The organism is Plantactinospora sp. KLBMP9567 (assembly GCF_033446045.1).
Taxonomy (GTDB): Bacteria; Actinomycetota; Actinomycetes; order Mycobacteriales; family Micromonosporaceae; genus Plantactinospora.
Genome location: NZ_JAWQRR010000006.1, coordinates 532509 through 556280, shown reverse-complemented (window position 1 = coordinate 556280; position 23772 = coordinate 532509). Strand labels below are relative to the sequence as shown.

The window sequence follows — 23772 nt, the reverse complement described above, 5'->3', positions numbered from 1 at the left end:
AGCGGGGTTACCTCAGGGGGAACCCGGACGCCGGCCCGGATCGCGCAGGCGAGAGGATGGAGGGCATGCAGACCCGCGGGGACCTTCGTAACGTCGCAATCATCGCCCACGTCGACCACGGCAAGACCACCCTGGTCGACGCCATGCTGCGGCAGTCCGGAGCGTTCTCCGCCCGGGCCGAGCCGGCTGACCGGGTGATGGACTCCATGGACCTGGAGCGGGAGAAGGGCATCACCATCCTGGCCAAGAACACCGCCGTGCGCTACCTGCCGGCGGACGGTTCCGACCCGGTCACCATCAACATCATCGACACCCCTGGGCACGCGGACTTCGGCGGCGAGGTGGAACGCGGGCTGACCATGGTCGACGGGGTACTGCTGCTGGTGGACGCCAGCGAGGGCCCGCTGCCGCAGACCCGGTTCGTGCTCCGCAAGGCGCTGCAGGCCCGGCTGCCGATCATCCTCGTGATCAACAAGGTGGACCGGCCGGACGCCCGGATCAAGGAGGTGGTCGACGACACGTACGAACTCTTCCTGGACCTGGACGCGGACGCCGAGCAGATCGACTTCCCGATCATCTACGCCTGCGCCCGGGACGGCATCGCCTCGCTGACCCAACCCCCCGGCGGCACCGTGCCGGCCGACAGCAGCTCGCTGGAGCCGCTCTTCCGCAGCCTGCTCGACACCATCCCGCCGCCGGCCTACGACGAGGCCGCGCCGTTGCAGGCGCACGTGACCAACCTGGACGCCTCGCCGTTCCTCGGCCGGCTGGCGCTGTGCCGGGTCCGCCAGGGCACCGTCACCAAGGGCGAGACGGTGGCCTGGTGCCGCACCGACGGCACCGTGGAGCGGGTCCGGGTCTCCGAACTGCTGATCACCGAGGGCCTGGAGCGCAAGTCGGCCACCTCGGCCGGGCCGGGCGACATCATCGCGGTCGCCGGCATCCCGGAGATCATGATCGGCGAGACCCTGGCCGACCTGGAGGACCCCCGGCCGCTGCCGCTGATCACCGTCGACGAGCCGGCGATCTCGATGACCATCGGCACCAACACCTCGCCGCTGGTCGGCCGGGTCAAGGGCGCCAAGGTCACCGCCCGGATGGTCAAGGACCGGCTGGACCGGGAGCTGATCGGCAACGTCTCGCTCCGGGTGCTCCCCACCGACCGGCCGGACGCCTGGGAGGTGCAGGGCCGGGGCGAGCTGGCGCTGGCCATCCTGGTCGAGCAGATGCGCCGCGAGTCGTACGAGCTGACCGTCGGCAAGCCGCAGGTGGTGACCCGGGAGATCGACGGCAAGACGTGTGAGCCGGTCGAGCGGCTCACCATCGACGCCCCGGAGGAATACCTCGGCGCCATCACCCAGTTGCTGGCCACCCGCAAGGGCCGGATGGAGCAGCTCGTCAACCACGGCACCGGCTGGATCCGGATGGAGTGGCTGGTGCCGGCCCGGGGACTGATCGGCTTCCGGACCGAGTTCCTCACCGACACCCGGGGTACCGGCATCCTGCACCACGTCTTCGAGTCGTACGAGCCGTGGTTCGGCGAGCTGCGGACCAGGAACACCGGATCGCTGGTCGCCGACCGGTCCGGGGTGGCGACCGCGTTCGCGATGCTCAACCTCCAGGAGCGCGGCACCCTCTTCGTCGAGCCGTCCACCGAGGTCTACGAGGGCATGCTGGTCGGCGAGAACTCCCGCTCCGACGACATGGACGTCAACATCACCAAGGAGAAGAAGCTCACCAACATGCGCTCCTCGACCAGCGAGGAGACCGAGAAGCTGATCCCGCCGCGCAAGCTCTCCCTGGAACAGGCCCTGGAGTTCTGCCGCGAGGACGAGTGCGTCGAGGTCACCCCGGTGGCGATCCGGCTGCGCAAGGTCATGCTGGACGCACCGTCCCGGGCCCGGGCCACCGCCCGGCGCAAGCACGCCGGCTGAGTCCGGTCGTACGCTGCGCAGATGCCCTGGGACGCACTCGAGGTCGAACTGGCGGCGGTACCCGGAACAGTCTCGGTCTACGTGGGTCGGCTCGGCCGCCGGCCCGCGTACACCCGGCTGCCGGACACCCCGCACTACGCGGCCAGCACCATGAAGGTGGCGGTGCTGGCCGCCCTGCACCGGGCCGCCGAGGCCGGTGAGCTGGAGCTGGCCGCGCCGGTGCCGGTGCTCAACGAGTTCGACTCGGCCCGGCCGGGCGCGGGCCGGTTCTGCTGCGCGGCCGACTACGACAACGACGAGGCGGTCTGGGCCCGGCTCGGCGGCACCGCACCGCTGGGCTGGCTCGCCGAACGGATGATCGTCCGGTCCAGCAACCTCGCCACCAACCTGGTGCTCGGGCACGTCGGGCTGCCCGCCGTCGCCCAGGTGTGGGCCGACAGTGGTGCCCGGCACAGCCGTACCCAGCGGGGCATCGAGGACTTCGCCGCCCGGGACGCCGGACTCGACAACCAGGTCACCGCCGCCGACCTGGCCGGGCTGCTCGGCGCGATCGCCCGATCCCGACTGGCCTCCCCCGGCACCTGTGCCGCGATGTTGGACGTGCTGTTCGCGCAGGAGCGCGGCGAGGACCTGGCCGCCGGGCTGCCGCCGGGCACCCGGATCGCACACAAGAACGGCTGGGTACGCGGCGTCCGGCACGGTGCCGGCGTGGTCTTCCCGGACGACGCGCCCCCGTACGCCGTGGTGGTCTGCACCAGCGTGCCGCCGGACGGCGACGCCGACCACTCCGGCGACGACCGGGACGAGTGGGCCCGTCGGCTCATCGCCCGGGTCTCGGCGCTGCTCTGGGCCGCCCGGCACCGTCTGGGGACCGTCGGCTGACCCGACGGTCGATATGGTGCCTGCATGTCGATCGCCTCGGTTCGCACCCACCGGCTCTCCGCTCCGCTGCACACCCCGTTCGTGACCGCACTGCGCCGTACCTCCACAGTAGAGACCCTGGTGGTGGAGGTGGTCGACGCCGACGGGCGGTCCGGATTCGGCGAGGCACCCCAGGTGTGGCGGGTGACCGGGGCGTCGATCGGCGGCGCACAGGCCTGTGTCGAGGAGGTGTTCGCCCCGCTGCTGGTCCGACGTGACCCGGACGACCTGGTGGCCCGGTGCGCGGAGGTACGGCGCGCGGTGGTCGGCAACGAGGCGGCGAAGGCTGCGGTGGACGTGGCACTGCACGACCTGGCGGCCCGGCGGCTCGGCGTACCGCTGGTGCGGCTGCTCGGCGGGACGTCCCGGCGGGTCGCCACCGACGTCACACTGTCGGCCGGGGACGCGGTCGAGTTGGCCGGGGCGGCGAAGCAGCGGGTCGCCGACGGTTTCGACGTACTCAAGGTGAAGGTCGGCACGGACGCGGCCGGTGACCTGGCCCGGATCCGGGCGGTACGCGCCGCCGCCGGCCCGCAGGCCCGGATCCGGCTCGACGCCAACCAGGGCTGGACGCCCCGGGAGGCGGTCCGGGTGATCCGCGGTGTCGAGGACGCCGGCCTCGACGTGGAACTGGTGGAGCAGCCGGTGCACGCCCGGGACATCGCCGGGCTGGCCTGGGTGGCCGAGCGGGTGGACGTGCCGATCCTGGCCGACGAGTCGGTCTACGGACTGCGCGACCTGGTCGAGGTGATCCAGCGGCGGGCCGCGGACATGGTGAACGTGAAACTGGCCAAGTGCGGTGGGCTGGGCCCGGCCCGGACGCTGCTGGAGCTGGCCGCCGAGCACGGCCTCGGCACCCTGGTCGGCTCGATGATGGAGAGTCAGATCGGGCTCGGCGCGGCTGCCAGCCTGGTGGCCGCGTACGGCACCAGCGCCGTGTCGGACCTGGACGCCGCCTGGTGGCTGGCCTGGTCGCCGGTGCAGGGCGGCATCCGGTACGAGAACGCCACCGTCGTGTTGCCCGACGCTCCCGGTCTCGGCATCGCCGGCCTGCACCGGACGCCGCCGCCGACGCCCTGACGCCGCCCCGCCGGTCCCGGCCGCGCTGCAGCCCATGAAGGCAACATTCAGTCGCATGTTGCAGTGCGGCGCTAATTTTCATAGGGTTTCGGGCGAGAGCGGGCGAGGACGGGTGGTACTGACATGGTGCTGCGCTCGGGGCGCGAAGCCGTTGTCCGGGTCGGCGTCGCCACCCTGTGGGCCGGTCCCGAGGCCGTCCGCCCGGTGGACGCACCGGCCCTGTCCCGCCGGACCGACATCGCCGGCTGGATCTCCGGGATGACCGTCGACCAGCGGGACGGCGACTGCGTGCTCAGTCAGCTCCTGCTCGGCGAGCGGGTGCTGGTCGAGGAGGTCCGCCCGGACGGCTGGGTCCGGGTCGTCGCGGTGGAACAGCCGGCGGCCAGACTCGACCCCCGGGGCTATCCGGGCTGGCTCCCGCGCGAACAGCTCGTCGAGCCCGCCGATCCGGTACCGGCCCCGCCGGATCTGGTCGTCGCGGCGACGGTCACCCGGTTGCACGACGCCCCGTCCGGCGCGGTGGTGCTGCCCGGCGTCATCCTGGGCACCCGGCTGACCGGCGCGGGTCCGACCCACGCCGGCTGGCGCCCGGTCCGGGTCCCCGACCACAGGCTGCCGCTCTGGGCACCCGACAGCCATCTCGCCCCGGCACCGACCCGGCCGCCCAGCCCGACCGAGGTACTCGCGGTGGCCAGCCGGCTGCGGGACGTGGTCTATCTCTGGGGCGGCGTCTCGGCGTACGGCATCGACTGCTCCGGCCTGGTGCACCTGGCCTGGCGGCGCTTCGGCATACGCCTGCCCAGGGACGCCGACGACCAGGCGGCGGCGACGGTCCCGGTGCCGCTCGGCGCGGAACGACCCGGCGACCTCTACTTCTTCGCCCGGCCGGGCCGGCCGGTCCACCACATCGGTATCGTCACCGCGCCCCCCGGGCCGGACGGCGACCGGCGGATGCTGCACGCCTGCTACACCAAGCGGCGGGTCCTGGAGGAACCGATGCCCGCCGACCGGGCCGCGACCCTGGTCGGCGCGCACCGGGTCACCGAACCCTTTCCTGGCTGAGACACCTCAGCCCCGCCCTTCGTCCGGGCCACCCCGGACGGTAAGGGGAGGTGGAGAAGATTCGCTCCCTGACCCGCCGCTCCGGCGCTTATTTCAGGCGACCGGCACCTTCTCGGCTGACCGGCGGTCCCGGCTGGACTTGATCAGGCTGGCCACGGTGGCGATCGCCAGCGTGCCCAGGATGATGGTGAGGGAGAGCCAGATCGGGATGTGCGGCGCCCAAGCGACCGGCGCGCCACCGTTGAGGAACGGCAGGTTGTTGCCGGCCAGCGCCTCCAGCACCAGCTTGACGCCGATGAAGCCGAGCACCACGGCGAGCCCGATGTTGAGGTAGACCAGCCGGTCGAGCAGCCCGCCGAGCAGGAAGTAGAGCTGCCGCAGCCCCATCAGCGCGAAGACGTTGGCGGTGAAGACGAGGTAGGGCTCCTGGGTGATCCCGAAGATCGCCGGGATGGAGTCGAGCGCGAAGACCAGGTCGGTGGTGCCGATCGCGATCAGCACGATCAGCATCGGGGTGAAGAGCCGGCGGCCGTTCTCCTGGATGGTGATCCGGGCGCCGGAGAAGTCCCGGGATACCGGCAGGGCCCGCCGGCTCCATCGGATCAGGATGTTCTCCTTGAAGTCGTCCTCGGTCGGCTCACCCTGGCGGAAGAAGTTGATCGCCGTGTAGATGAGGAAGGCGCCGAAGATGTAGAAGACCCAGGAGAACTGGTTGATCAGCGCCGCGCCGGCCGCGATGAAGCCGCCGCGCATCACCAGCGCCAGCACGATGCCGATCAGCAGTACCTTCTGCTGGTACTGCCGGGGCACGCCGAATCTGGACATAATGATCACGAACACGAAGAGGTTGTCCACCGAGAGGCTGTACTCGGTGAGCCAGCCGGTGAAGAACTCCCCGGCCACGGTGGCGTCGGTGGTCAGGAACAGGCCGACCCCGAAGACGATCGCGAGGCCGACGTAGAAGCTGACCCAGAGGCCAGACTCCCTCAGACTCGGCTCGTGCGGTCGTCGACCGATGATCACGAGATCAAGTAGCAGGATCGCCGTCAGCACAACTAGCGAGACGACCCACACCCAGGTGGACACGTTCAAGGCACTCCTCCGGCAGGCACGCGGCACCGCCGTCAGCACGCGGATGACGCGCGTCAGGCGGTGTAGACGGTGGTGACTGTCGGAGGTCTCTTCCGCCATCGCCACGCGGAGACGCCGCGGCGACAACCTACGGTGCCGGGTCCTCGTACCGGTCTACCGGCCGACGACCGTGTTGACGACACCGTCGCGAAGGAATACTCCCCTCCTACAGCGCCATTGTTCACCATTCCCCGCCCGTCGCGCATCTCCCCCTGTGGGGGCGCCTGACTCACCACCGGTAAATCATCCTAGGAACCTAGGTGCACTACCGAGGTAACAACGGGTCGGCGAGGGACCAACCCGCCGCCAGCATCGCGTCGCAGGCCAGGATCGCCGCGCCCAACCGGTCCGGAAGCGGACCGGTGAGTTCGATCACGGGTACCCCGGATTCGGCCAACACCACCCGAAACCGCTCGGTCATCCAGCCGCGCAGGTGCGCACCGTCCCGCAGGCCGTCGTCGGTGAACGGCACCCCGTGGTGGTCGGTCAGCAGATAGAGATCGGGTCGACGGGCGGCGGCCCGGACCCGGGGTGAGGTCGAGCCGAGGTACCGCTCCTCCCAGACCGCGGTGGCCCGGGCGTCGGTGTCGCAGAACAGCAGCGGCCCGCTGCGCCGGGCGGCGGCGTCCTCGGCGGCCTGCTGCTCCCGGACCACCGTCTCGAAGTCGGCCCGGTCCCAGACCACGTCGAAGATCGTCGCGTCGGGTTCGGTGCCCCGCAACCGGGCCAACTTGGCGGCGGTGAGTTCCCGGCCGTACTCCGGTACCCAGCAGGTGCCGTAGTGCTCGGCCAGCGCCTCGGCGACCGTGGTGGTCCCGGTGGACTCGGCGCCCACCACCACGATCCGGCGGACGAACCAGGCCCGGACCGGCGCGCTGAGCATCGCCCAGTGCGCCACCGGATCCGCCCGGACCGCCGTGCCGGAGACCGGTACGGCGGCCCGGGCCGGATCGACGGGTACGTCCACCGCGTCGAACCGGCGGGCCAGCTCCGCGCCGTACGCCTCCGAGGAGAAGACCGCGTCGACCCGGGCCGGTCCGACCGCCGCCCGGAACACCGCGCAGTGCGCGTCCCAGGCGGCCGGGTCGGCGTAGTCGACCGGATGGTCGTCGTACCGGCCGACGAACCGGACGTGCCGGTCGGCGGCGTGCACCTCACGCAACCAGTCCAGCCGCAGCTCCAGCGGGATCGACTCCCGCCGGGACGGCGCCACCACCACGGTGACGGCGGCGCAGCGGCGGGCCGCCTCGGCGATCAGCGCGTGGTGCCCGGCGTGCGGCGGATAGAACTTCCCCACCACCAGCCCGTGCCCGAACTCCGGTCGGCCCGCCGCCTCCGGCACCGGGTCCGCGGCCTCCACCGGATCCGCCGCCTGGGCCGCTCGCCCGGGCCGGGCGGCTGCCGGAAAGCTGCCGGTGTTCCGCGCGGTCGCCCGGGCCGTCCGGCCGGGCCACGGTGCGGCGGAGGGGTTGTCGGTGTCCCGCACGGTCACGGGGTGGCGGGGGCCGGGCCGGGCGCCACCGGCCGGGCCGCCGCGGCCGAGAGCCGGCGCAGGTCGGCCCGCCAGTTCCGCAACCCGAGTACGCAGAGCCCGAGGAAGACCACGTACAGCCCGGCGGTGAGGTAGAGCCCCTTGTAGGCGTAGAGCGGGATGTAGACGAGATCGGCGGTGATCCAGATCCACCAGCTCTCCACCCGCTTGCGGCACTGGCCGTACGTCGCCATCAGGGAGAGCGCGGTGGTCAACGCGTCCGGCAGCGGCACGGTCGAGTCGGTCGCCCGGTCCAGCAGCAGCCAGAGCAGCAGCGTCAGAACCGCGCCGGCACCGACCAGCACTGTCCACTCCCGACGATCGGTCCGACCGACCACCAGCCGGCTCCGCTCGGCACCGCCGAACAGCCACGCCCACCAGCCGTACAGGCCGAGTCCGACGTAGACGATCTGGAGCCCGGCGTCGGCGTACAGGCCGGCGGTCCAGAAGAGCACCATCAGCAGCAGCACGTTGGCGATGCCGACGGGCCAGTTCCACGTCTTCTGCCGGGCCAGCAGCCAGACGTTGAGCACCCCGGTCGCGAAGCCGAGCAGTTCGGCCCGGCTGGTCGGGGTACCCGCCACGGTGAACGCCGTACCGGTCAGCCAGTCGAGCATGGCGCACCTCCCGCAAGATCCTCCGGAGTTCCTACCGTAGGTACCGTCGGGCGGAACGGGTATACCCCGATCGACCAGCCCGGGCCCGTCCGTGCCATGCTGCGATCATGGTGCTGGAGGTTGCGCTGATCGACGTGCTGGCCGGTCAGGAGGAGGCGTTCGCCGAGGCGTACGCCAAGGGTCACGCGACACTCGCCGGCACCCCCGGATGTCGGTCCATCCGGATGACCCGGGGGATCGAGTCGCCGTCCCGGTTCGTGCTGCTGGTCGAGTGGGACTCGGTCGAGGCACACCTGGAGAACTTCCGGGCTACCGACCGGTTCAGCACCTGGCGCTCGCTGATCGGCCCCTATTTCGCCGCCCCGCCGGTCGTCGAGCACTTCACCGACGTACCGCCGCCGGCCTGACCGCCGACTCGGCGAAACTGTCGTACGCCGTCGCTAGTGTGCCGGGGAGACAACGGTTCCTCGGAGGCGGCGGATGTATCGACAGGGCGACGTGCTGGTCGAGGCGATCGACCCGGCGACGATGCCCGGCGGGCTCGTCCCGGCCGGGCGTGACGGCCGGGGCCGGCTGGTCCTGGCCCGCGGCGAGGCGACCGGGCACGCCCACGTGGTGACCGGATCCAGGCTCACCGCCTGGGCCCTGCCCGACCAGGTCGAGCCGGCGTTCCTGGTGATCGAGGGCTACGGCCGGCTCGGCCACGAGGAGCACGGTCCGATCGCCCTGCCGGCCGGCACCTACCGGGTGGTGCGGCAGCGGGAATACCTGCCCGGCAGCTGGCGACCGGTGGCGGACTGATGGACACCGACGCCCTGCGCCGGGACCGACCTGCTGCCACCGTCTCCACGCCGATCGCGGCCGGCGCCGACGAGCGGGCCGATGGGGAGGCGGCCCGGCTCGCGCGGGTCGCCGACACCTGGCTCGCCCACGGGCTGGCCACCGGGCCGGCCGATCGCCCGGTGGCCGAGGCCGCCGTCCGACGGGCCTATGCGGCGGCCGGACTGGCACCGCCCCGGCAGGTGTTCTGGCTCCCGTCGCCGCGCGCCGGCGCGCTGGCCGCCGCCCTGTTGACCGGGGCGGCCCCGTCGACCGATCCGAATACCGGCACCGCCGGCCCCGGCGGGTTCGGGGCCGCCGGGTCCGGCGGGTCCGGCGGGTCTGGGTCCGGCGGGTCCGGGGGGTTCGGGGCCGGCGGGTCGGCGTCGGCAACCTCTCCGGTGCCCGGCGGCGACCCGGCCGGCTACGACCAGGGCGGCGGTGGGCTGGCCGAGGCGGTCGCCGAGGTGTTGGCGGCGCTGCGGACCCAGGGCGGCGAGCCCGGGGTGACCGATCCCGGCCAGCCGCTCCGGCCCGCCCTGCGCACCGCGCCGTGGGCAACGGCGCGGGCCGCCGCCGTCGAGCGGCTCGGCCCGGCCGGCTGGGCCGCGCATTGGGCGGCCGGCGGGCGCCGCACCTGGCACCTGCTCACCGATCGCATCTTCACCCCGCTGCGCAACCAGCTCGGCGCCGACCTGACGGCACAGGTCGACGACGCGTTCACCCGGCGGGCCCGGGCCGGGCTGCTCGACGCGGTGCCGGGCCAGCACGACGCGGCCTGGCTGGCCGCCTTCGACGGCGAGCCGGGGCTGGCCGGTCTCGCCGGGGTCACCGCCGCCGCCGGCTGGTGGTGGCCGTACGAGCGGCTGGTCATCCTCACCGAGCGGCCGACCCGGCTGCACCGGGACAACCTCGGTCGGCTGCATCACGACGACGGTCCGGCACTGGCCTATCCGGACGGGTTCGGGCTGCACGCCTGGCGAGGGATGCCGATCCCGGCCGGCGTCGCCGCCGAGCTGCCGACGCTGACCGTGGAACGGATCCGGGCGGAGCGCAACGCCGAGGTCCGCCGGGTGATGCTGGAGCACTTCGGCTACGACCGCTACCTGCGGGAGAGCCGGACGACGGCGGTGCACCGCGACGAGTACGGCGTGCTCTGGCGGCTCAACCTGCCGCAGGACGAGCCACTGGTGATGGTGGAGGTGGTCAATGCCACCCCGGAGCCGGACGGCACCCGGCGCACGTACTGGCTGCGGGTGCCGCCGGACACGCGTACCGCGCGGGCGGGTGTCGCCTGGACGTTCGGGGTGGAGCCGGAGCGGTATGCGCCGCTGGTGCAGACCTGACCGCGGCCCGGCCGCCCCGGGTTCAGCCCAGCGCCACGGACGGTACGCCCCAGCGGGCCGGGATCCGTTCCAGCACTCCTGAAGCGAAGACCTCGTACAGCGGCAGGGTTCGCAGGTGGACATAGCCGATGTGGCAGTCGCAGGCGGTGTTCGGGCACGGCCGGGGCCGCAACGCGACACGGTACGACCCGTCGTAGAGGTTGCCCAACGGTGTCTCCACGAAGTGGCAGCGCCGCACCGAGCCGTCGCCACGCACCGAGATCACGGTCTCGCCGGCCCGGCAGGGCACACCGGCCGACGGATGCGGCCGCACGCTGTAGCCGAAGAGCGGGTCGAGCCCGGTCCAGGCCGCCTCCTCGGCGGCGGTGTAGGAGTAGCCCTCGGCCGCGTTCACCCAGAGGTAGACGTCGGCGGGGAGCGCCGCCCGGACCGCCTCCGCCTCGGCGAGCTGCTCCGGCAGCCCGACCACGCCGACCGAGTACCGCACCCCCAGCTCGCTGAGCCGGGCGCAGCGGTCGAGGAAGGTCTCCCGGCGTACCTGTCCGGGATGGTAGGTGGCCCAGAGCGCGAGCGTACGCCGGTCGGCGGCGGCCAGCCAGTCCAGCCGGCAGGCCAGGTTGGTCTGGATCGCCACCCGGTCCAGGTGCGGCAGCCGGGAGAGCGTCACCAGCGCCTCCCGGTACCAGGACCGGGACAGTCCCTCGCCCCACGGCGTGAAGAGCACCGACAGGCGGTCGTCGTCAGGGTTGCGGGTCGCCCAGTCGACGAACCGGCCCAGCGCGGCCCGGTCGGCGGCGAGTTCGGCCCGGCTGTCGCGGCGCTTCGCGAACGGACAGTAGGGGCAGTCGTAGTTGCAGCTCGCCAGCGGGCCGCGGTAGAGCACCGAGAGGTTCATCGGAGCGGGTACTCGGCCATCGCCCGGCGGACCGGGCCGGAGACCAGCCACGGCCCGATCGCGTCGGAGCGTTCCAGCCCGGCCTCGGTCAGCGCGGTCCGGCCGTGCACCGAGGTCAGCCAGCCACGCTCGGCGAGCCGGTCGAGCTGCGGAAAATCGTCGTCAACCCGGCTGCCGAACCGGTCGAGATAGCCGGCCGGATCGAACCCCTCCGCCCGGAGCAGTGACTTGACCAGCCAGCGGCGCCGCTGTTCGACCGGGTCGAGCCGGAAGCCGACCTCGGCGACGTCGAAGTCGACGGCAGGCCGGCGCAGGTAGTCCTCGATGATGCCCCGGACGTGCCGGACCCCGACCGCGTAGTCGAACGAGTAGTGCAGGTCGGTGGTGTATGACCGGGCCCCGCACCCCAGCCCCACCATTCCGTCGTCCTGGCAGCAGTAGTCCGGCCCGGCCCGCCCCGGATCGTCGGCGGTCAGCCTGGGCCCCTCGGAGGTCCACTCGGACCCGCCGAAGGTCCGCACTGGGTCGTCGGAGGCCCGGCCTGGGTCGTCGGCGGTCAGGTCGGCGTGGCGGAAGTGCCGCAGCGAGAGCTGCCGGTAACCGGCGGCCCGCAGCGCGTCCCGGCCCTGCCGGTACAGCGCCAGCCGCTGCGCGTCCCAGGCCGGGTCGGCGCCGTCCGCTGTGGCGGGAATCCGGCCGAGGCCGGTGAGCGGGCGGACGTAGAGCGGATAGAGGAACACCTCCTCCGGCCGCCAGCGCAGTGCGGACGAGATCGACTCGGCCCAGGTCGCCGAGGTCTGACCGGGGATCCCATAGATCAGGTCGAGGTTCAGCTCCGGGATGTCGTATGCCCGGATGGTGTCCAGGGCCCGTTCGACCTCGGCGCGGCGCTGTGGTCGCCCGGCCGCCCGCGCCTCGCTGTCCAGGAAGCTCTGCACCCCGATGCTGACCCGGGTGGTGCCGCGCTCGGCCAGCACTGCGATCCGGTCGGCGGTGGCGGTGGCCGGGGAGGTCTCCACCGCCATCGGCACCGACCCGAGCCGGGCGCCGAAGCCGGCGAGCAGGTCGAACATCGCGGTCAACTCGGCCGCGTCCAGATAGGTCGGAGTGCCGCCGCCGACCGCCACCCGGGCGTACCCGACGCCGTCGCCGAGCGCCTCCCGGACCCGGTCGGCCTGCCGGGCCAACTGGTCGAGATAGCCGCGCACCTGCTCGGCGGGCGGGTTCGAGCGGGTGAACAGGTTGCAGAAGCCGCAGCGCATCTCGCAGAACGGCACATGCAGGTAGAGGAAGAGTGCGTCCCGCCGCTCACCCGCCCAGACCTCACGCAGCGCCGGGCGCGGTCGCAGCGGCCGGTACGCCGTCTTGTGCGGGTACGCGTACAGGTAACCCTGGTACGGCGACCCGTCCAGCGAGTTGGCGACCCCGACTGAACCTTTTTCAACCTCCCCCTGCGGTCCGTCCTGGCCGCAGGTGGACGTCGGAGCGCGACCGCCGCGCGGTGCGGGTCGAGAAGGGTTCACTGTTCCGGCCCGGGCCAGTCGCCGGGCTTGCCCCAGTCACCCGGTTCGAGGACGAACTGCCCGTACGGGACCGTCCACACCACCTCGTGACCGAGCCGGTGACCGCTGTGCCCCTCCTCGCCGTACGCCGTGCCGTGATCGGAGCAGAGCAGCACCAGGCAGGGCCGGTCCCGGGAGGTGGCGAGGGCGAAGAGCCGCCCGATGTGCCGGTCGACGTACTCCAGCGCGGCGGCGTGACTCTCCCGGCTGTCCCGATCGGCGCCGGGCAGGTAGTGCCGGTTCGGCTGGTGGATCGCGGCGACGTTGACGAAGAGGAAGAGCGGCCGGTCCTCCGGCACCGTGGGCAGCACGGTGGCGATCCGGTCGAGCTGCGCCTCGAAACAACGCGGTGCGGAGACGCCGAACTCGGGCTCCCAGTGCGCCTCCGCGAAGAGGGCCGGCAGCACGCCGCCCAGCGGCGACTTGCCGTTGAAGAAGCCGACCCCGCCGACGCAGACGGTGTGGTAGCCGGCCCCGGCGAGGCCCCGGACCACGTCCGGGGCGTCGAAGGTCCAGGTCTGCTCACCGGTGGTCTCGCTGCCTGGAAAGGCCGCCGCGAAGAGCCGGCTGTGCGGGCCGGGTGTGGTCGGCGTGGGCAGGAAGCCGGCAAAGAACGCCTGGTGCGCCGCGTAGGTGAAGCTGGCCGGACTGTGCCGCCGCTCCCAGACCCCGCCGGGCAGCGCGCGGACCAGGTTCGGCGTACGCCCGGCCGCGGCCAGCTCCTCGGCCACGTCGTGGCGGAGTGTGTCCAGGGTGACGAACAACAGGTCGTGGCTGCCGATCAGCTCCTTCATGCCGCCCTCCCCACCTTTCTGTCACGTCCCGGGTTCTCATGCTGCCCAATGCCGCCGTCGCCCGCGCGCCGGGGCCCCCACCCGTCCGCCCCGGCCGCCGACTCCAGCCGCGCCGTCGATGCCGGCTCGGCCGTCGTTCCAGTCCCTGTGGTCGGCTCCGGCTCGGCGGTCGACTCCAGCATGGTCGGCCCCAGCAGGGTCGACTCCAGCAGGGTCGACTCCAGCAGGGTCGACTCCAGCAGGGTCGACTCCAGCAGGGTCGACTCCAGCAGGGTCGGCGCGGTGGCCCGCCACCGGTCGAACCGGCCGGTCCGCAGCGCGTGCAGTTCTGCCGCGTAACTGTCCCGGCCGGCGGGGTCGGAGAGCCCCGGCAGCAGGTCGCCGAAGGCGTTCACCTCGGCCACCGCGTGCCGCTGCCAGCCCGTACCTATCAGCAGGTCCACCCCGACGTGCAGGCTGCCCGGGAAACAGGCGGCGGCACGGACGCAGTTCTGCAGCGCGGCGGCGTATGCCGACTCGCCCATCGCCGCCCGCAGTGCGGACAGGTCTGCCCGGGCGTTGCCGAGGTGCAGGTTGGTCAGCGGGCCGGGGCTGGCCCGGACCACGACGTGCTCCGGGCGACCGGCGACCACCAGCACCCGCAGGTCGATCGTCCGATCGCCCAGCCCGGCCTTGGGAAACCAGCGCTCGACGTGCAGGCCGTCCGGGGCCAGCCGGTCGACGATCGCCGCGATCTGCCGCTCGTCGGTGTAGTCGCGGACCCGCAACGAGTTGTAGAGCTTGCCGCCGGCGGTCAGCTCGACCGAGGTGGTGGCCCGGATCCGGCCCGGCGCCACCTGAAGGGCGAGCACCCCGGACGCGGACGAGCCGTGCGCCGGCTTGACGAAGACCCGGGACCAGCCGGCGGCCCGCATCGCCGCGCGCAGCTCCGGGTAACCCCCGGTCGAACCGGCCTGCCCGGCCGATCCGACCGAAGTGGACGGTGACGGCGACGCGGACGGCACCGTGGGCCCGGGTGACCCCGTGAGCCCAGGTGACGCCGTGGGCGGCGCGGATGGTGCCGTGCGCAGCGCTGGCGGCACCGGCACCCGGGCGGCGGTCAGCCGGGCGTGACAGGTCCGCTTGTCGAACATCGCGAGCACGTCGTCCGGGTCGTTGAGCAGGGTCGCTCCGGCGGACCGGGCCGCCTCGCCGAGCCGGCCCAGGGCAGCGCGGAATCCGGCGTACCAGGCGGCGAGGCCGACGATCTCGCCGTGCTCGGCGGGCCGGTCGGCACCGCGCAGCAACCGGTCGACCTCGGCATCCTCGCCGGGCGAGTCGATCCGCACCACGGCCGCCCGGGGCAGCCAGACCGGACCGGTCGCCAGCCGCCGCCAGGGCAGCACCACCACCGGTACGCCCGCCTCGGTAGCGGCGGCCCGGAACAGCGTCACCCGGCGGTTCTCCGGGTTGCCGACGACCACCAGCGGCACCCTGCCAGTCATCCGTCGATCATGCCAGTCACTCCCCGACGGCCACGTACCGGTCGCCGTACCCGTCGGGCAACGCCGCCTCGGTGAGCTCGACCTCCACCCCGGGCAGCGCCGCGACCAGCCGATCGGCCAGTTCGGCGCCGATGTAGTGGTGGTGCAGGTCGAGCCGACGCAGATGCGTCAACGGCTGCCCCGCCAGCAACGCCGCCGCACCCTCGTCGGAAAGAATCCCCAACGACAGATCCAACTCCCGCAACCGCGCCACCACCGGCGCACCCGCCACCGCCGCCGCCACCCGATCGGCGATCTCCGCATTACGCAACCCCAACGACCGCAACGACGGCAACCGCGCCCCACCCAGAATCGGCCCGAGATCCTCCACAGTGGCATCCCCGCCCCAACGGTCGGTGCCGAGCCAGAGCTCCAGGTGCGCCAACGCGGGCAGATCGGAGTCGGCGATCCCCCGCACCACCCCGGCCGGCAGACCCGCCGACTCGACCACCAGCTTCCGCAGCGCGCCGTGCCGGACGGCACCGAACTCCAGGCCGGTACGGTGCTCGGCGTCGGTGTCGCCGCTCCGGATCTGCAGGACCTCCAGCCCCGGGTACGCGGCCAGCAGCGGCGCGACGTCGCCCTGGCAGATCCAGGACAGCTCACACTCCTCGGCCGGGATGTCGCCGAGGAAGAGCGCCCGCAACCCGGTCAGCCGGTCGGCGGCGGCACAGAGCTGTTCGATCGGTGCGGCGTTCATCGCCGCGTAGCCCCAGGTACCGATCACCAGGGCGCGTACCCCGGCCGGATCGACCAGGTCGAGGAACTGCTCGAACGCGTGCCGGAACATCCGGGAAGGACCGTAGTCCCAGCCCTCGTCCTCCTCCCACGCCTCGATCCGCCAGGCCACCGAGCCGGGGTCGGCCGGCAGTTCCGCCTCGGGAACCAGGCGCGGCGGCTCGTCCTCCCAGTTCTGACTCAGCCGGAAGACCGGCACCCCGGCGAACTCGGTGGCGTGCCCGGTGAAGCTGGTCCTCACTCCGACACCGCGATGTACCGGTCACCGCCCCGGTCGGGGCGCTGCACGTCGGAGAGGTCCACCTCGACGCCCGGCAGCTCGGCCACCAGCCGGCCGGCCAGCTCGCCGCTGAGGTAGTGGTGGTGCAGGTCGAGCCGACGCAGATGCGTCAACGGCTGCCCCGCCAGCAACGCCGCCGCACCCTCGTCGGAAAGAATCCCCAACGACAGATCCAACTCCCGCAACCGCGCCACCACCGGCGCACCCGCCACCGCCGCCGCCACCCGATCGGCGATCTCCGCATTACGCAACCCCAACGACCGCAACGACGGCAACCGCGCCCCACCCAGAATCGGCGCCAGATCCTCCACAGTGGCATCGCCGCCGTACTGGTCGGTGCCGAGCCACAGCTCCAGGTGTTCCAGCGCCGGCAGATCGCACTCGGCGATCGCCCGGACCACGTGCCCGGGCAGGCCGCCGGCCTCGATCGCCAGCTCGCGCAGCGCGGTGTGCCGGGTCGGGGTGAGAGTCAGCCCCTCGGTCGCGCCGCGAAGGCGGAGGATCTCCAGTCCCGGGTACGCCGCCAGCAGCGGGGCCGGATCGGCCTGGGTGATCCAGGAGATCTCCGACTGCTCCATCACCATCTCGCCCATGAACAGCGCCGTCAACCCGGTCAGTCGCGGCGCCAGTCGGGCCAGCAGATCGACGGGGGCGGCTTCCTCGTACGCCTCACCCCAGTCGCCGACGATAAGTGCGAAGACCTTGCCGGGGTCGACAGCGGTCAGGAACCGCTCGGTCAGTTCGGCGAAGTCTCCGTCGCTCTGCGGAAAGTCGGTCAGGCTGAGCCGCCAGGCGACCGTGTCGGGCGCCACGTCCGGCAGCCGGGCCGGCTGGAAGTCGACCACCGGCAGGCCGGCGAATTCGGTGATGTGCGAATTGATCGTCATTGGGGGGCTCCGGTAGGGCTCGGGGGCGGCAGAACCCTAACAAGACGGCCCGACATCCGTCCCGCCCGTAGCGGCACCGACATGCGGCAGTTCCCCGGGCAGCCCGCTCGGGCTCGGCTGGACCGACGGCCGCGACCGGGCGCACGCCGTTTCCGGACCGCCCGGCAGGCCGGCCGTCGAGCACGCGGTGTGCTGGCCGGGCGGTTCACCGGGCGCCGTACCGTCCAGGTAGCCGGGCGTTGCGCCGGCAATTCCCGCTGGCCGGGATCGGCCGGATCGGCTTGACTCTGCGGCATGGCGGAACGGGTCGCGTTGATAACCGGGGTCAGCCGCCGGGTGGGGATCGCCGCCGCGGTCGCCCGGCGGTTCGCCGCCGCCGGCTACCGCCTGCAACTGACCGGCCTGCCGGGGTACGACGAGGCGCAGCCGTACGGCGGCGACCCCGAGGGCGTCCCGGGGCTGCTCACCGAGCTGGAACAGGTGACCGGCGACCCCGACGTGGCCCGGTACCGGACCGCCGACCTGACCACGCCGAGCGCCCCCGCCGAACTGGTCGAGACCGCGGTACGCACGCACGGCCGGCTCGACGTGCTGGTCGCGGTGCACGCCTACTCGACACACACCCCGCTCGGCAAGCTCGACGCGGACGAGATCGACGGGCACCTGGTGGTCAACGTGCGGGCCACCCTGCTGCTGGCCGAGGCGTTCGCCGCGGCCTTCGACGCCGGCTCCGGAGGGCGGCTGGTGCTCTTCTCCAGCGGCCAGCGCCTCGGCCCGATGCCCGGCGAGCTGGCGTACGCGAGTGGGGACGACCGGACGACGCCGCCCGGCTCGTCGAGTGGCTCTGCTCGCCGGACGGCCGCTGGATCACCGGACAGGTGATCGACTCCGAGGGCGGCTTCAACCGGTACGGCTGACGGCGCGCACGCGGCCGGTGCTCAGTTGACCCCGGCCGCGTCCATGCCGCGCAGTTCCTTCTTCAGCTCGGCCACCTCGTCGCGGATCCGGGCGGCCAGCTCGAACTGGAGCTCCCGGGCCGCGGCGAGCATCTGGTCGTTGAGCTCCTGGATCAGCTGGGCCAGCTCGGCCCGGGCCATCCCCTCCCGGGCCGGCGCGGCACCGACCCGGCCCCGGCTGCGGGTCTCCGGCGTCGGCGCCTTGCCCCGGGACATCTGCCGCACCGCACCGCCGACCCGGGTGGTGGCCCCCTCGGTGTCCTCGGCCTCCCGGTAGATGTCGTCCAGGATGTCGTGGATCTTCTTGCGCAGCGGCTCCGGGCTGATCCCGTTCGCCTCGTTGTGCGCGACCTGCTTGGCCCGGCGCCGGTTGGTCTCCTCGATCGCCTCGGCCATCGACGGGGTCATCTTGTCCGCGTACATGTGCACCTGGCCGGAGACGTTCCGGGCGGCCCGGCCGATGGTCTGGATCAGCGACCGGCCGCTGCGCAGGAAGCCCTCCTTGTCGGCGTCGAGGATCGCCACCAGCGACACCTCGGGCAGGTCCAACCCCTCCCGGAGCAGGTTGATCCCGACCAGTACGTCGTAGTCGCCCTTACGCAGCTCCCGCAGCAGCTCCACCCGGCGCAGCGTGTCGACCTCGGAGTGCAGGTAGCGGACCCGGATGCCGTGCTCCAGCAGGTAGTCGGAGAGGTCCTCGGCCATCTTCTTGGTCAGCGTGGTGACCAGCACCCGCTCGTCCCGCTCGGTACGCAGCTTGATCTCGTGCATCAGGTCGTCGATCTGCCCCTTGGTGGGCTTGACCACCACCTCGGGGTCGACCAGCCCGGTCGGCCGGATCACCTGCTCGACCACCTCGCCCTGGGCCCGCTCCAGCTCCCACGGACCGGGCGTGGCGGAGAGGAAGACCATCTGGCCGACCCGGTCCAGGAACTCGTCGAAGCGGAGCGGCCGGTTGTCGGCGGCGCTGGGCAGCCGGAAGCCGTGGTCGATCAACATCCGCTTGCGGGAGGCGTCGCCCTCGTACATGCCGCCGATCTGCGGGATGGTGACGTGCGACTCGTCGACCACGGTCAGGTAGTCGTCGGGGAAGTAGTCCAGCAGACAGTGCGGCGCGCTGCCCGGCGACCGGCCGTCGATGTGCATCGAGTAGTTCTCGATGCCGGAGCAGAAGCCGACCTGGCGCATCATCTCCACGTCGTAGCTGGTGCGCATCCGCAGCCGCTGCGCCTCCAGCAGCTTGCCCTGCCGCTCCAGCTCGGCCAGCCGCTCGGCCAGCTCGGTCTCGATGCCGGCAAGCGCCCGCTCCATCCGCTCCGGGCCGGCGGTGTAGTGGGTGGCCGGGAAGATCAGCAGGTGGTCGACCTCCCGGACCACCTCGCCGGTCAGCGGGTGCAGGTAGTAGAGCTTCTCCACCTCGTCGCCGAAGAACTCGATCCGGAGCGCCAGCTCCTCGTACGCCGGAATGATTTCCAGCGTGTCGCCCCGGACCCGGAAGGTGCCCCGGTTGAAGGCCATGTCGTTGCGGGTGTATTGCACGTCGACCAGCCGGCGGAGCAGCTTGTCCCGCTCGACCTCCTGGCCGACCTGGATCCGCACCGACCGGTCCAGGTATTCCTGCGGGGTGCCCAGGCCGTAGATCGCCGACACGGTGGCGACCACCACCACGTCCCGGCGGGTCAGCAGGGACATCGTGGTCGCGTGCCGCAGCCGCTCGACCTCCTCGTTGATCGAGGAGTCCTTCTCGATGTAGGTGTCGGTCTGCGGGATGTAGGCCTCGGGCTGGTAGTAGTCGTAGTACGAGACGAAGTACTCGACGGCGTTGTTCGGCAGCAGCTCGCTGAACTCCTTGGCGAGCTGGGCACAGAGGGTCTTGTTGGGTGCCAGCACCAGGGTGGGACGCTGCAACCGCTCGATCAGCCAGGCGGCGGTCGCACTCTTGCCGGTGCCGGTCGCGCCGAGCAGCACGGTGTGCCGCTCGCCCCGACGCACCCTGCGCTCCAGGTCGTCGATGGCGGTCGGCTGGTCACCCGAGGGCTGGAACTCGGAGATCACCTGGAAGCGGCCGTCGAGCCGCGGAATGTCGAGCGCCATGACCTCAACCGTACGCCGACGGTGTGACAGGCCGCCGGGCCACGGTGGGTACACGATCGGCTTCGATATCGTCATTGTGTGTGAAAGATCACCGCGCTACCGTTCTAGGGTAGGCCGCTCGCGGCGGCCGCCCGGGTCTGCGACACCAGCCGCCACACCGGCTGGGTCGCATCCGGCGCAGGGGTTGCAGCCCCGGCCCAGGCCGGCGAGCGCACCGACGCGGTCGCGCGAGAGCGCAGACCGGCCGCCGCGAGCGCCCTTTACGTACCTCTCCCTCCCCCGGCCGTTGCGCGGCCTGCGCGAGGACACGGCTATCCACCGGCTCCGCTGCCTCTCAGGAGCCCTCCGGCGGCGCCGGCCGCCAACCAGCGGCCGCCGCCCACTCCTCGGCATACCCGTGCTCCAGGTCGAACCACGGCTCTTTCGCCTCGGCGTAGACGTCGAGATCCGGACCGGCCGCCGCGAGCCGCCGCTTCACGGCCAGATAGTCGGCCCGGCGCTCCGGGTCGGCCCGCAGGTGGTCGCGCATCAGCAGGGCGAACCGCCAGCCCGGCGAGCCGATCTCCCGGACGTGCAGGTTGACCAGCCGGCCCGGGTCCGCGCCGCCGTGCAGCCGCTTCTCCCACCGGGAGGTGCCGCCCGGCTGGCGCGGGTTGTCCCACCACTGCCCGGGACAGCGCGGGAAGCCGGCGTCGGCGAGCCGGTCGGCCAACGCGTCGGCCTCGGCGAGCGAGGCGACGCCCAACTGGATGTCGACGACGTCCTTGGCCGCCAGCCCGGGCACCGAGGTCGAGCCGATGTGGTCGACGCGTACCTCGGCCGGGGCGACGGCGTGCCGGATCCGGGCGGCGAGCCGCCGGTACTGGGCCGGCCAGCTCGGGTCGGGCTCCACCAGCCGCGCCTCGGTCGCCCGTACCGGCCGGCGCTCCCGGACGTTGCGTTCGTACGGCGTCAGCCGGTCCCGCCACAACACGTCCACGCTGGCGTGCAGCTCGGCCAGCTCACCGTCGTTGTCCAGCAGTACGTCGGCGGCGACCGCCCGCCGCTCGTCGCCGGCCTGGGCCCGGATCCGCTGCGCCGCCTGCTCGGCGGTCATGCCCCGGTCCCGGACCAGCCGCTCGACCCGGGTCGACTCGGCGGCCCGCACCACCAGCACCAGGTGGTACGTCGGGGCGAGCCCCACCTCGACCAGCAGCGGTACGTCGTTGACCACGATGGCGTCCGGAGCCGCACCGTGGATCAGTTCGGCGCTGCGTCGGCGTACCCGGGGATGGATGATCGCCTCCAGCCTGGCCCGCGACGACGGGTCGGCGAAGACGATCTCGCCGAGCGCCGCCCGGTCCAGGCTGCCGTCCTCCGCGCACACCCGGGCGCCGAACGCGGCCACCACCTCCCGCAGCCCGTCGGTACCGGGCGCCACCACCTCGCGGGCGATCCGGTCGGAGTCGACCACCACCGCACCGAGGTCGGCCAGCCGGGCCGCGACGACGCTCTTTCCCGATCCGATCCCACCGGTGAGTCCGACCTTCAGCACCGGTCCAGTCAACCCGATCGGCGGCCCCCCGCCAAGATCTTCGGATTCCGCGACCCGTTCCGGGCCCGCGCCACCGGCGAGCCGGCCGGGAAACGAGCCGGCCGGGAGACCGGCCCGGGAAAGGGGAAGGCCCGCTTCCCCGGCCGGTCGAGCCGGTCGGTGGAAGCGGGCCTCCGCCGCGTGTACTACGCGTCGACTACTTACCGCCGGCGAGCTTCTCCCGCAGTGCGGCGAGAGCCTCGTCGGTGGCCAGCGTGCCGGCCGGCTCCTCCGCCTGGCGGGCCGGAGCGGTGCTGGTGGACGAGGTGCCGCCACCGCCACCGCCACCACCGCCGGTGCCACCGGTCGCGGCGGCCGGGTTGGCCGCAGCCTCGGCGTCGGCCGCCCGGGAGTTCTGCACCTGCTTGGTGTGCGCCTCCCAGCGGTTGCGGGCCTCGGCGTACTGCTGCTCCCACGCCTCCCGCTGCTTGTCGAAGCCCTCGAGCCACTCCCCGGTCTCCGGGTCGAAGCCCTCCGGGTAGATGTAGTTGCCCTCGTTGTCGTAGGTCGCGGTCATGCCGTAGAGGGTCGGGTCGAAGTGCTCCTCGCCCTCGACGAAGCCCTCGTTGGCCTGCTTGAGCGAGAGCGAGATCCGCCGCCGCTCCAGGTCGATGTCGATGACCTTGACCATGACGTCCGAGCCGACCTGGACGACCTGCTCCGGGATCTCCACGTGACGCTCGGCCAGCTCGGAGATGTGCACGAGGCCCTCGATGCCGTCGTCCACCCGGACGAACGCACCGAACGGCACCAGCTTGGTGACCTTACCCGGCACGATCTGCTGGATCGCGTGGGTACGGGCGAACTGGCGCCACGGATCCTCCTGGGTCGCCTTCAGCGACAGCGAGACCCGCTCGCGGTCAAGGTCGACGTCCAGCACCTCGACCTCGACCTCCTGGCCGACCTCGACGACCTCGGACGGGTGGTCGATGTGCTTCCAGGAGAGCTCGGAGACGTGCACCAGACCGTCCACGCCGCCAAGGTCGACGAACGCGCCGAAGTTGACGATCGAGGAGACGACGCCCTTGCGGACCTGGCCCTTCTGCAGCTTGTTGAGGAACTCGGTGCGCACCTCGGACTGGGTCTGCTCCAGCCAGGCCCGGCGGGACAGCACCACGTTGTTGCGGTTCTTGTCCAGCTCAATGATCTTGGCTTCGAGCTCACGGCCGACGTACGGCTGGAGGTCCCGCACCCGACGCATTTCGACCAGGGAGGCGGGCAGGAAGCCGCGCAGCCCGATGTCCAGGATGAGGCCGCCCTTGACCACCTCGATGACGGAGCCGCGGACGACACCGTCCTCGTCCTTGATCTTCTCGATCGTGCCCCAGGCGCGCTCGTACTGGGCTCGCTTCTTCGAGAGGATCAGCCGCCCCTCCTTGTCCTCCTTCTGGAGGACGAGGGCCTCGATGTGATCACCGACCGACACCACCTCGGCGGGGTCGACGTCGTGCTTGATCGACAACTCGCGCGAGGGGATGACGCCCTCGGTCTTGTAGCCGATGTCGAGCAGGACCTCGTCCCGATCGACCTTGACGACGGTGCCTTCGACAATGTCGCCGTCGTTGAAGTACTTGATGGTCTCGTCGATCGCGGCGAGGAAAGCTTCCTCGGAACCGAGGTCGTCGACGGTGACCTTGGTGGCGCTCGAGGGGGCCTCGATGCTGCTCGTCATGTGGGCGGTTGCTCCGGTCGGATGGATGTCACAGCAGGTTTGTGTCGCGGTGACCCTTTACGCCTGCGGATCCGTCGTCAGGTGCACCGGGCGATCGCTGCTCCGACCGCGGGGATTATCCGACGACCGCGGACCTGCTCCCTGCCGAGGCACACGATCCGCGAGCGCATCGAACAGCTTACCGTGCGCATTACCACAGCATGCAAGCCCTCCCCGCACGTGATGAGATCCGCTGTCCACTGCTCGGGAAGAGGTCGCCGCGGCGCCGTGGTCTGCGCCCGGAGGGCACCTTACCCCGGCCCGGTACCGGCAAACGGCAACCGAACCGCGCCGAAATGGTCGGTGGCGCCGGCGTGG

Annotated in this window: 20 protein-coding genes; 8 read left to right on the top strand and 12 right to left on the bottom strand. The window is 72.2% G+C overall.

The window, feature by feature from the left end:
* Window positions 1-65: 65 nt before the first annotated feature.
* From typA to R6Y94_RS05215, 4 genes are all read left to right on the top strand, one after another.
* Window positions 66-1934 (top strand): translational GTPase TypA, encoded by a 1869-nt coding sequence (gene typA, locus R6Y94_RS05230; RefSeq protein ID WP_318394585.1) that lies wholly within the window; start codon window positions 66-68, stop codon window positions 1932-1934.
* 21 nt (window positions 1935-1955) lie between these two features.
* Entirely contained in the window at window positions 1956-2816 is an 861-nt protein-coding gene (locus R6Y94_RS05225) for a serine hydrolase (RefSeq protein WP_318394584.1), read from the top strand.
* Window positions 2817-2840: 24 nt separating this feature from the next.
* On the top strand, window positions 2841-3935 hold the full coding sequence (locus R6Y94_RS05220; RefSeq protein WP_318394583.1) for a dipeptide epimerase: 1095 nt from the start codon (window positions 2841-2843) through the stop codon (window positions 3933-3935).
* Window positions 3936-4058: 123 nt separating this feature from the next.
* On the top strand, window positions 4059-4997 hold the full coding sequence (locus R6Y94_RS05215) for an NlpC/P60 family protein (RefSeq protein WP_318394582.1): 939 nt from the start codon (window positions 4059-4061) through the stop codon (window positions 4995-4997).
* A gap of 93 nt (window positions 4998-5090) precedes the next feature.
* Here R6Y94_RS05215 and R6Y94_RS05210 read toward each other — a convergent pair whose 3' ends face one another.
* The 3 genes from R6Y94_RS05210 to pnuC form a co-directional block, all read right to left on the bottom strand.
* The gene (locus tag R6Y94_RS05210; protein WP_318394581.1) at window positions 5091-6089 is read right to left on the bottom strand and encodes a TerC family protein; all 999 of its coding nucleotides are present in this window, start codon (window positions 6087-6089) and stop codon (window positions 5091-5093) included.
* A 304-nt stretch (window positions 6090-6393) separates the two neighbouring features.
* Complete coding sequence (locus R6Y94_RS05205; protein WP_318394580.1) at window positions 6394-7614, bottom strand: AAA family ATPase; 1221 nt, start codon at window positions 7612-7614, stop codon at window positions 6394-6396.
* Between the two features lie 2 nt (window positions 7615-7616).
* On the bottom strand, window positions 7617-8276 hold the full coding sequence (pnuC, locus tag R6Y94_RS05200; protein WP_318394579.1) for a nicotinamide riboside transporter PnuC: 660 nt from the start codon (window positions 8274-8276) through the stop codon (window positions 7617-7619).
* 107 nt (window positions 8277-8383) lie between these two features.
* Here pnuC and R6Y94_RS05195 point away from each other — a divergent pair, with 107 nt between their 5' ends.
* The 3 genes from R6Y94_RS05195 (at window position 8384) to R6Y94_RS05185 (ending at window position 10441) form a co-directional block, all read left to right on the top strand.
* On the top strand, window positions 8384-8683 hold the full coding sequence (locus R6Y94_RS05195) for an antibiotic biosynthesis monooxygenase family protein (RefSeq protein ID WP_318394578.1): 300 nt from the start codon (window positions 8384-8386) through the stop codon (window positions 8681-8683).
* Between the two features lie 73 nt (window positions 8684-8756).
* Window positions 8757-9077, top strand: a complete 321-nt coding sequence (locus tag R6Y94_RS05190) for a hypothetical protein (protein ID WP_318394577.1) — start codon at window positions 8757-8759, stop codon at window positions 9075-9077.
* Entirely contained in the window at window positions 9077-10441 is a 1365-nt protein-coding gene (locus tag R6Y94_RS05185; protein WP_318394576.1) for a DUF6745 domain-containing protein, read from the top strand. Before R6Y94_RS05190 ends, R6Y94_RS05185 begins: the two co-directional genes overlap by 1 nt.
* A 22-nt stretch (window positions 10442-10463) precedes the next feature.
* On the opposite strand, the gene R6Y94_RS05180 is transcribed toward R6Y94_RS05185, so the two are convergent.
* From R6Y94_RS05180 to R6Y94_RS05155, 6 genes are read right to left on the bottom strand one after another with little or no spacing between them, the layout of a single operon-like run.
* Window positions 10464-11336, bottom strand: coding sequence for an STM4011 family radical SAM protein (locus R6Y94_RS05180; protein WP_318394575.1), 873 nt, complete (start codon window positions 11334-11336; stop codon window positions 10464-10466).
* A complete protein-coding gene (locus tag R6Y94_RS05175) occupies window positions 11333-12859 on the bottom strand; it encodes an STM4012 family radical SAM protein (protein WP_318394574.1) in 1527 nt (508 codons plus the stop codon). Before R6Y94_RS05175 ends, R6Y94_RS05180 begins: the two co-directional genes overlap by 4 nt.
* Complete coding sequence (locus tag R6Y94_RS05170; protein WP_318394573.1) at window positions 12856-13692, bottom strand: STM4013/SEN3800 family hydrolase; 837 nt, start codon at window positions 13690-13692, stop codon at window positions 12856-12858. Before R6Y94_RS05170 ends, R6Y94_RS05175 begins: the two co-directional genes overlap by 4 nt.
* Complete coding sequence (locus R6Y94_RS05165) at window positions 13689-15176, bottom strand: STM4014 family protein (protein ID WP_318394572.1); 1488 nt, start codon at window positions 15174-15176, stop codon at window positions 13689-13691. Before R6Y94_RS05165 ends, R6Y94_RS05170 begins: the two co-directional genes overlap by 4 nt.
* Before the next feature lie 16 nt (window positions 15177-15192).
* A complete protein-coding gene (locus tag R6Y94_RS05160; RefSeq protein WP_318394571.1) occupies window positions 15193-16194 on the bottom strand; it encodes an STM4015 family protein in 1002 nt (333 codons plus the stop codon).
* On the bottom strand, window positions 16191-17120 hold the full coding sequence (locus tag R6Y94_RS05155; protein ID WP_318394570.1) for an STM4015 family protein: 930 nt from the start codon (window positions 17118-17120) through the stop codon (window positions 16191-16193). The genes R6Y94_RS05160 and R6Y94_RS05155 overlap by 4 nt, the downstream gene beginning before the upstream one ends.
* 294 nt (window positions 17121-17414) lie before the next feature.
* On the opposite strand from R6Y94_RS05155, the gene R6Y94_RS05150 reads away from it, so the two are divergent.
* Window positions 17415-18002, top strand: coding sequence for an SDR family NAD(P)-dependent oxidoreductase (locus R6Y94_RS05150; protein ID WP_318394569.1), 588 nt, complete (start codon window positions 17415-17417; stop codon window positions 18000-18002).
* A gap of 56 nt (window positions 18003-18058) precedes the next feature.
* Here the strand turns inward: R6Y94_RS05150 and uvrB are convergent, their stop codons facing one another.
* The 3 genes from uvrB to rpsA form a co-directional block, all read right to left on the bottom strand.
* Window positions 18059-20170, bottom strand: coding sequence for an excinuclease ABC subunit UvrB (gene uvrB / locus R6Y94_RS05145; RefSeq protein WP_318394568.1), 2112 nt, complete (start codon window positions 20168-20170; stop codon window positions 18059-18061).
* Window positions 20171-20504: 334 nt separating this feature from the next.
* Window positions 20505-21704 carry a dephospho-CoA kinase gene (coaE, locus tag R6Y94_RS05140; protein WP_318394567.1) on the bottom strand — a complete coding sequence of 400 codons (1200 nt, stop codon included), beginning with the start codon at window positions 21702-21704 and terminating at the stop codon, window positions 20505-20507.
* Window positions 21705-21900: 196 nt separating this feature from the next.
* Complete coding sequence (gene rpsA / locus R6Y94_RS05135) at window positions 21901-23415, bottom strand: 30S ribosomal protein S1 (protein ID WP_318394566.1); 1515 nt, start codon at window positions 23413-23415, stop codon at window positions 21901-21903.
* Window positions 23416-23772 lie beyond the last annotated feature (357 nt).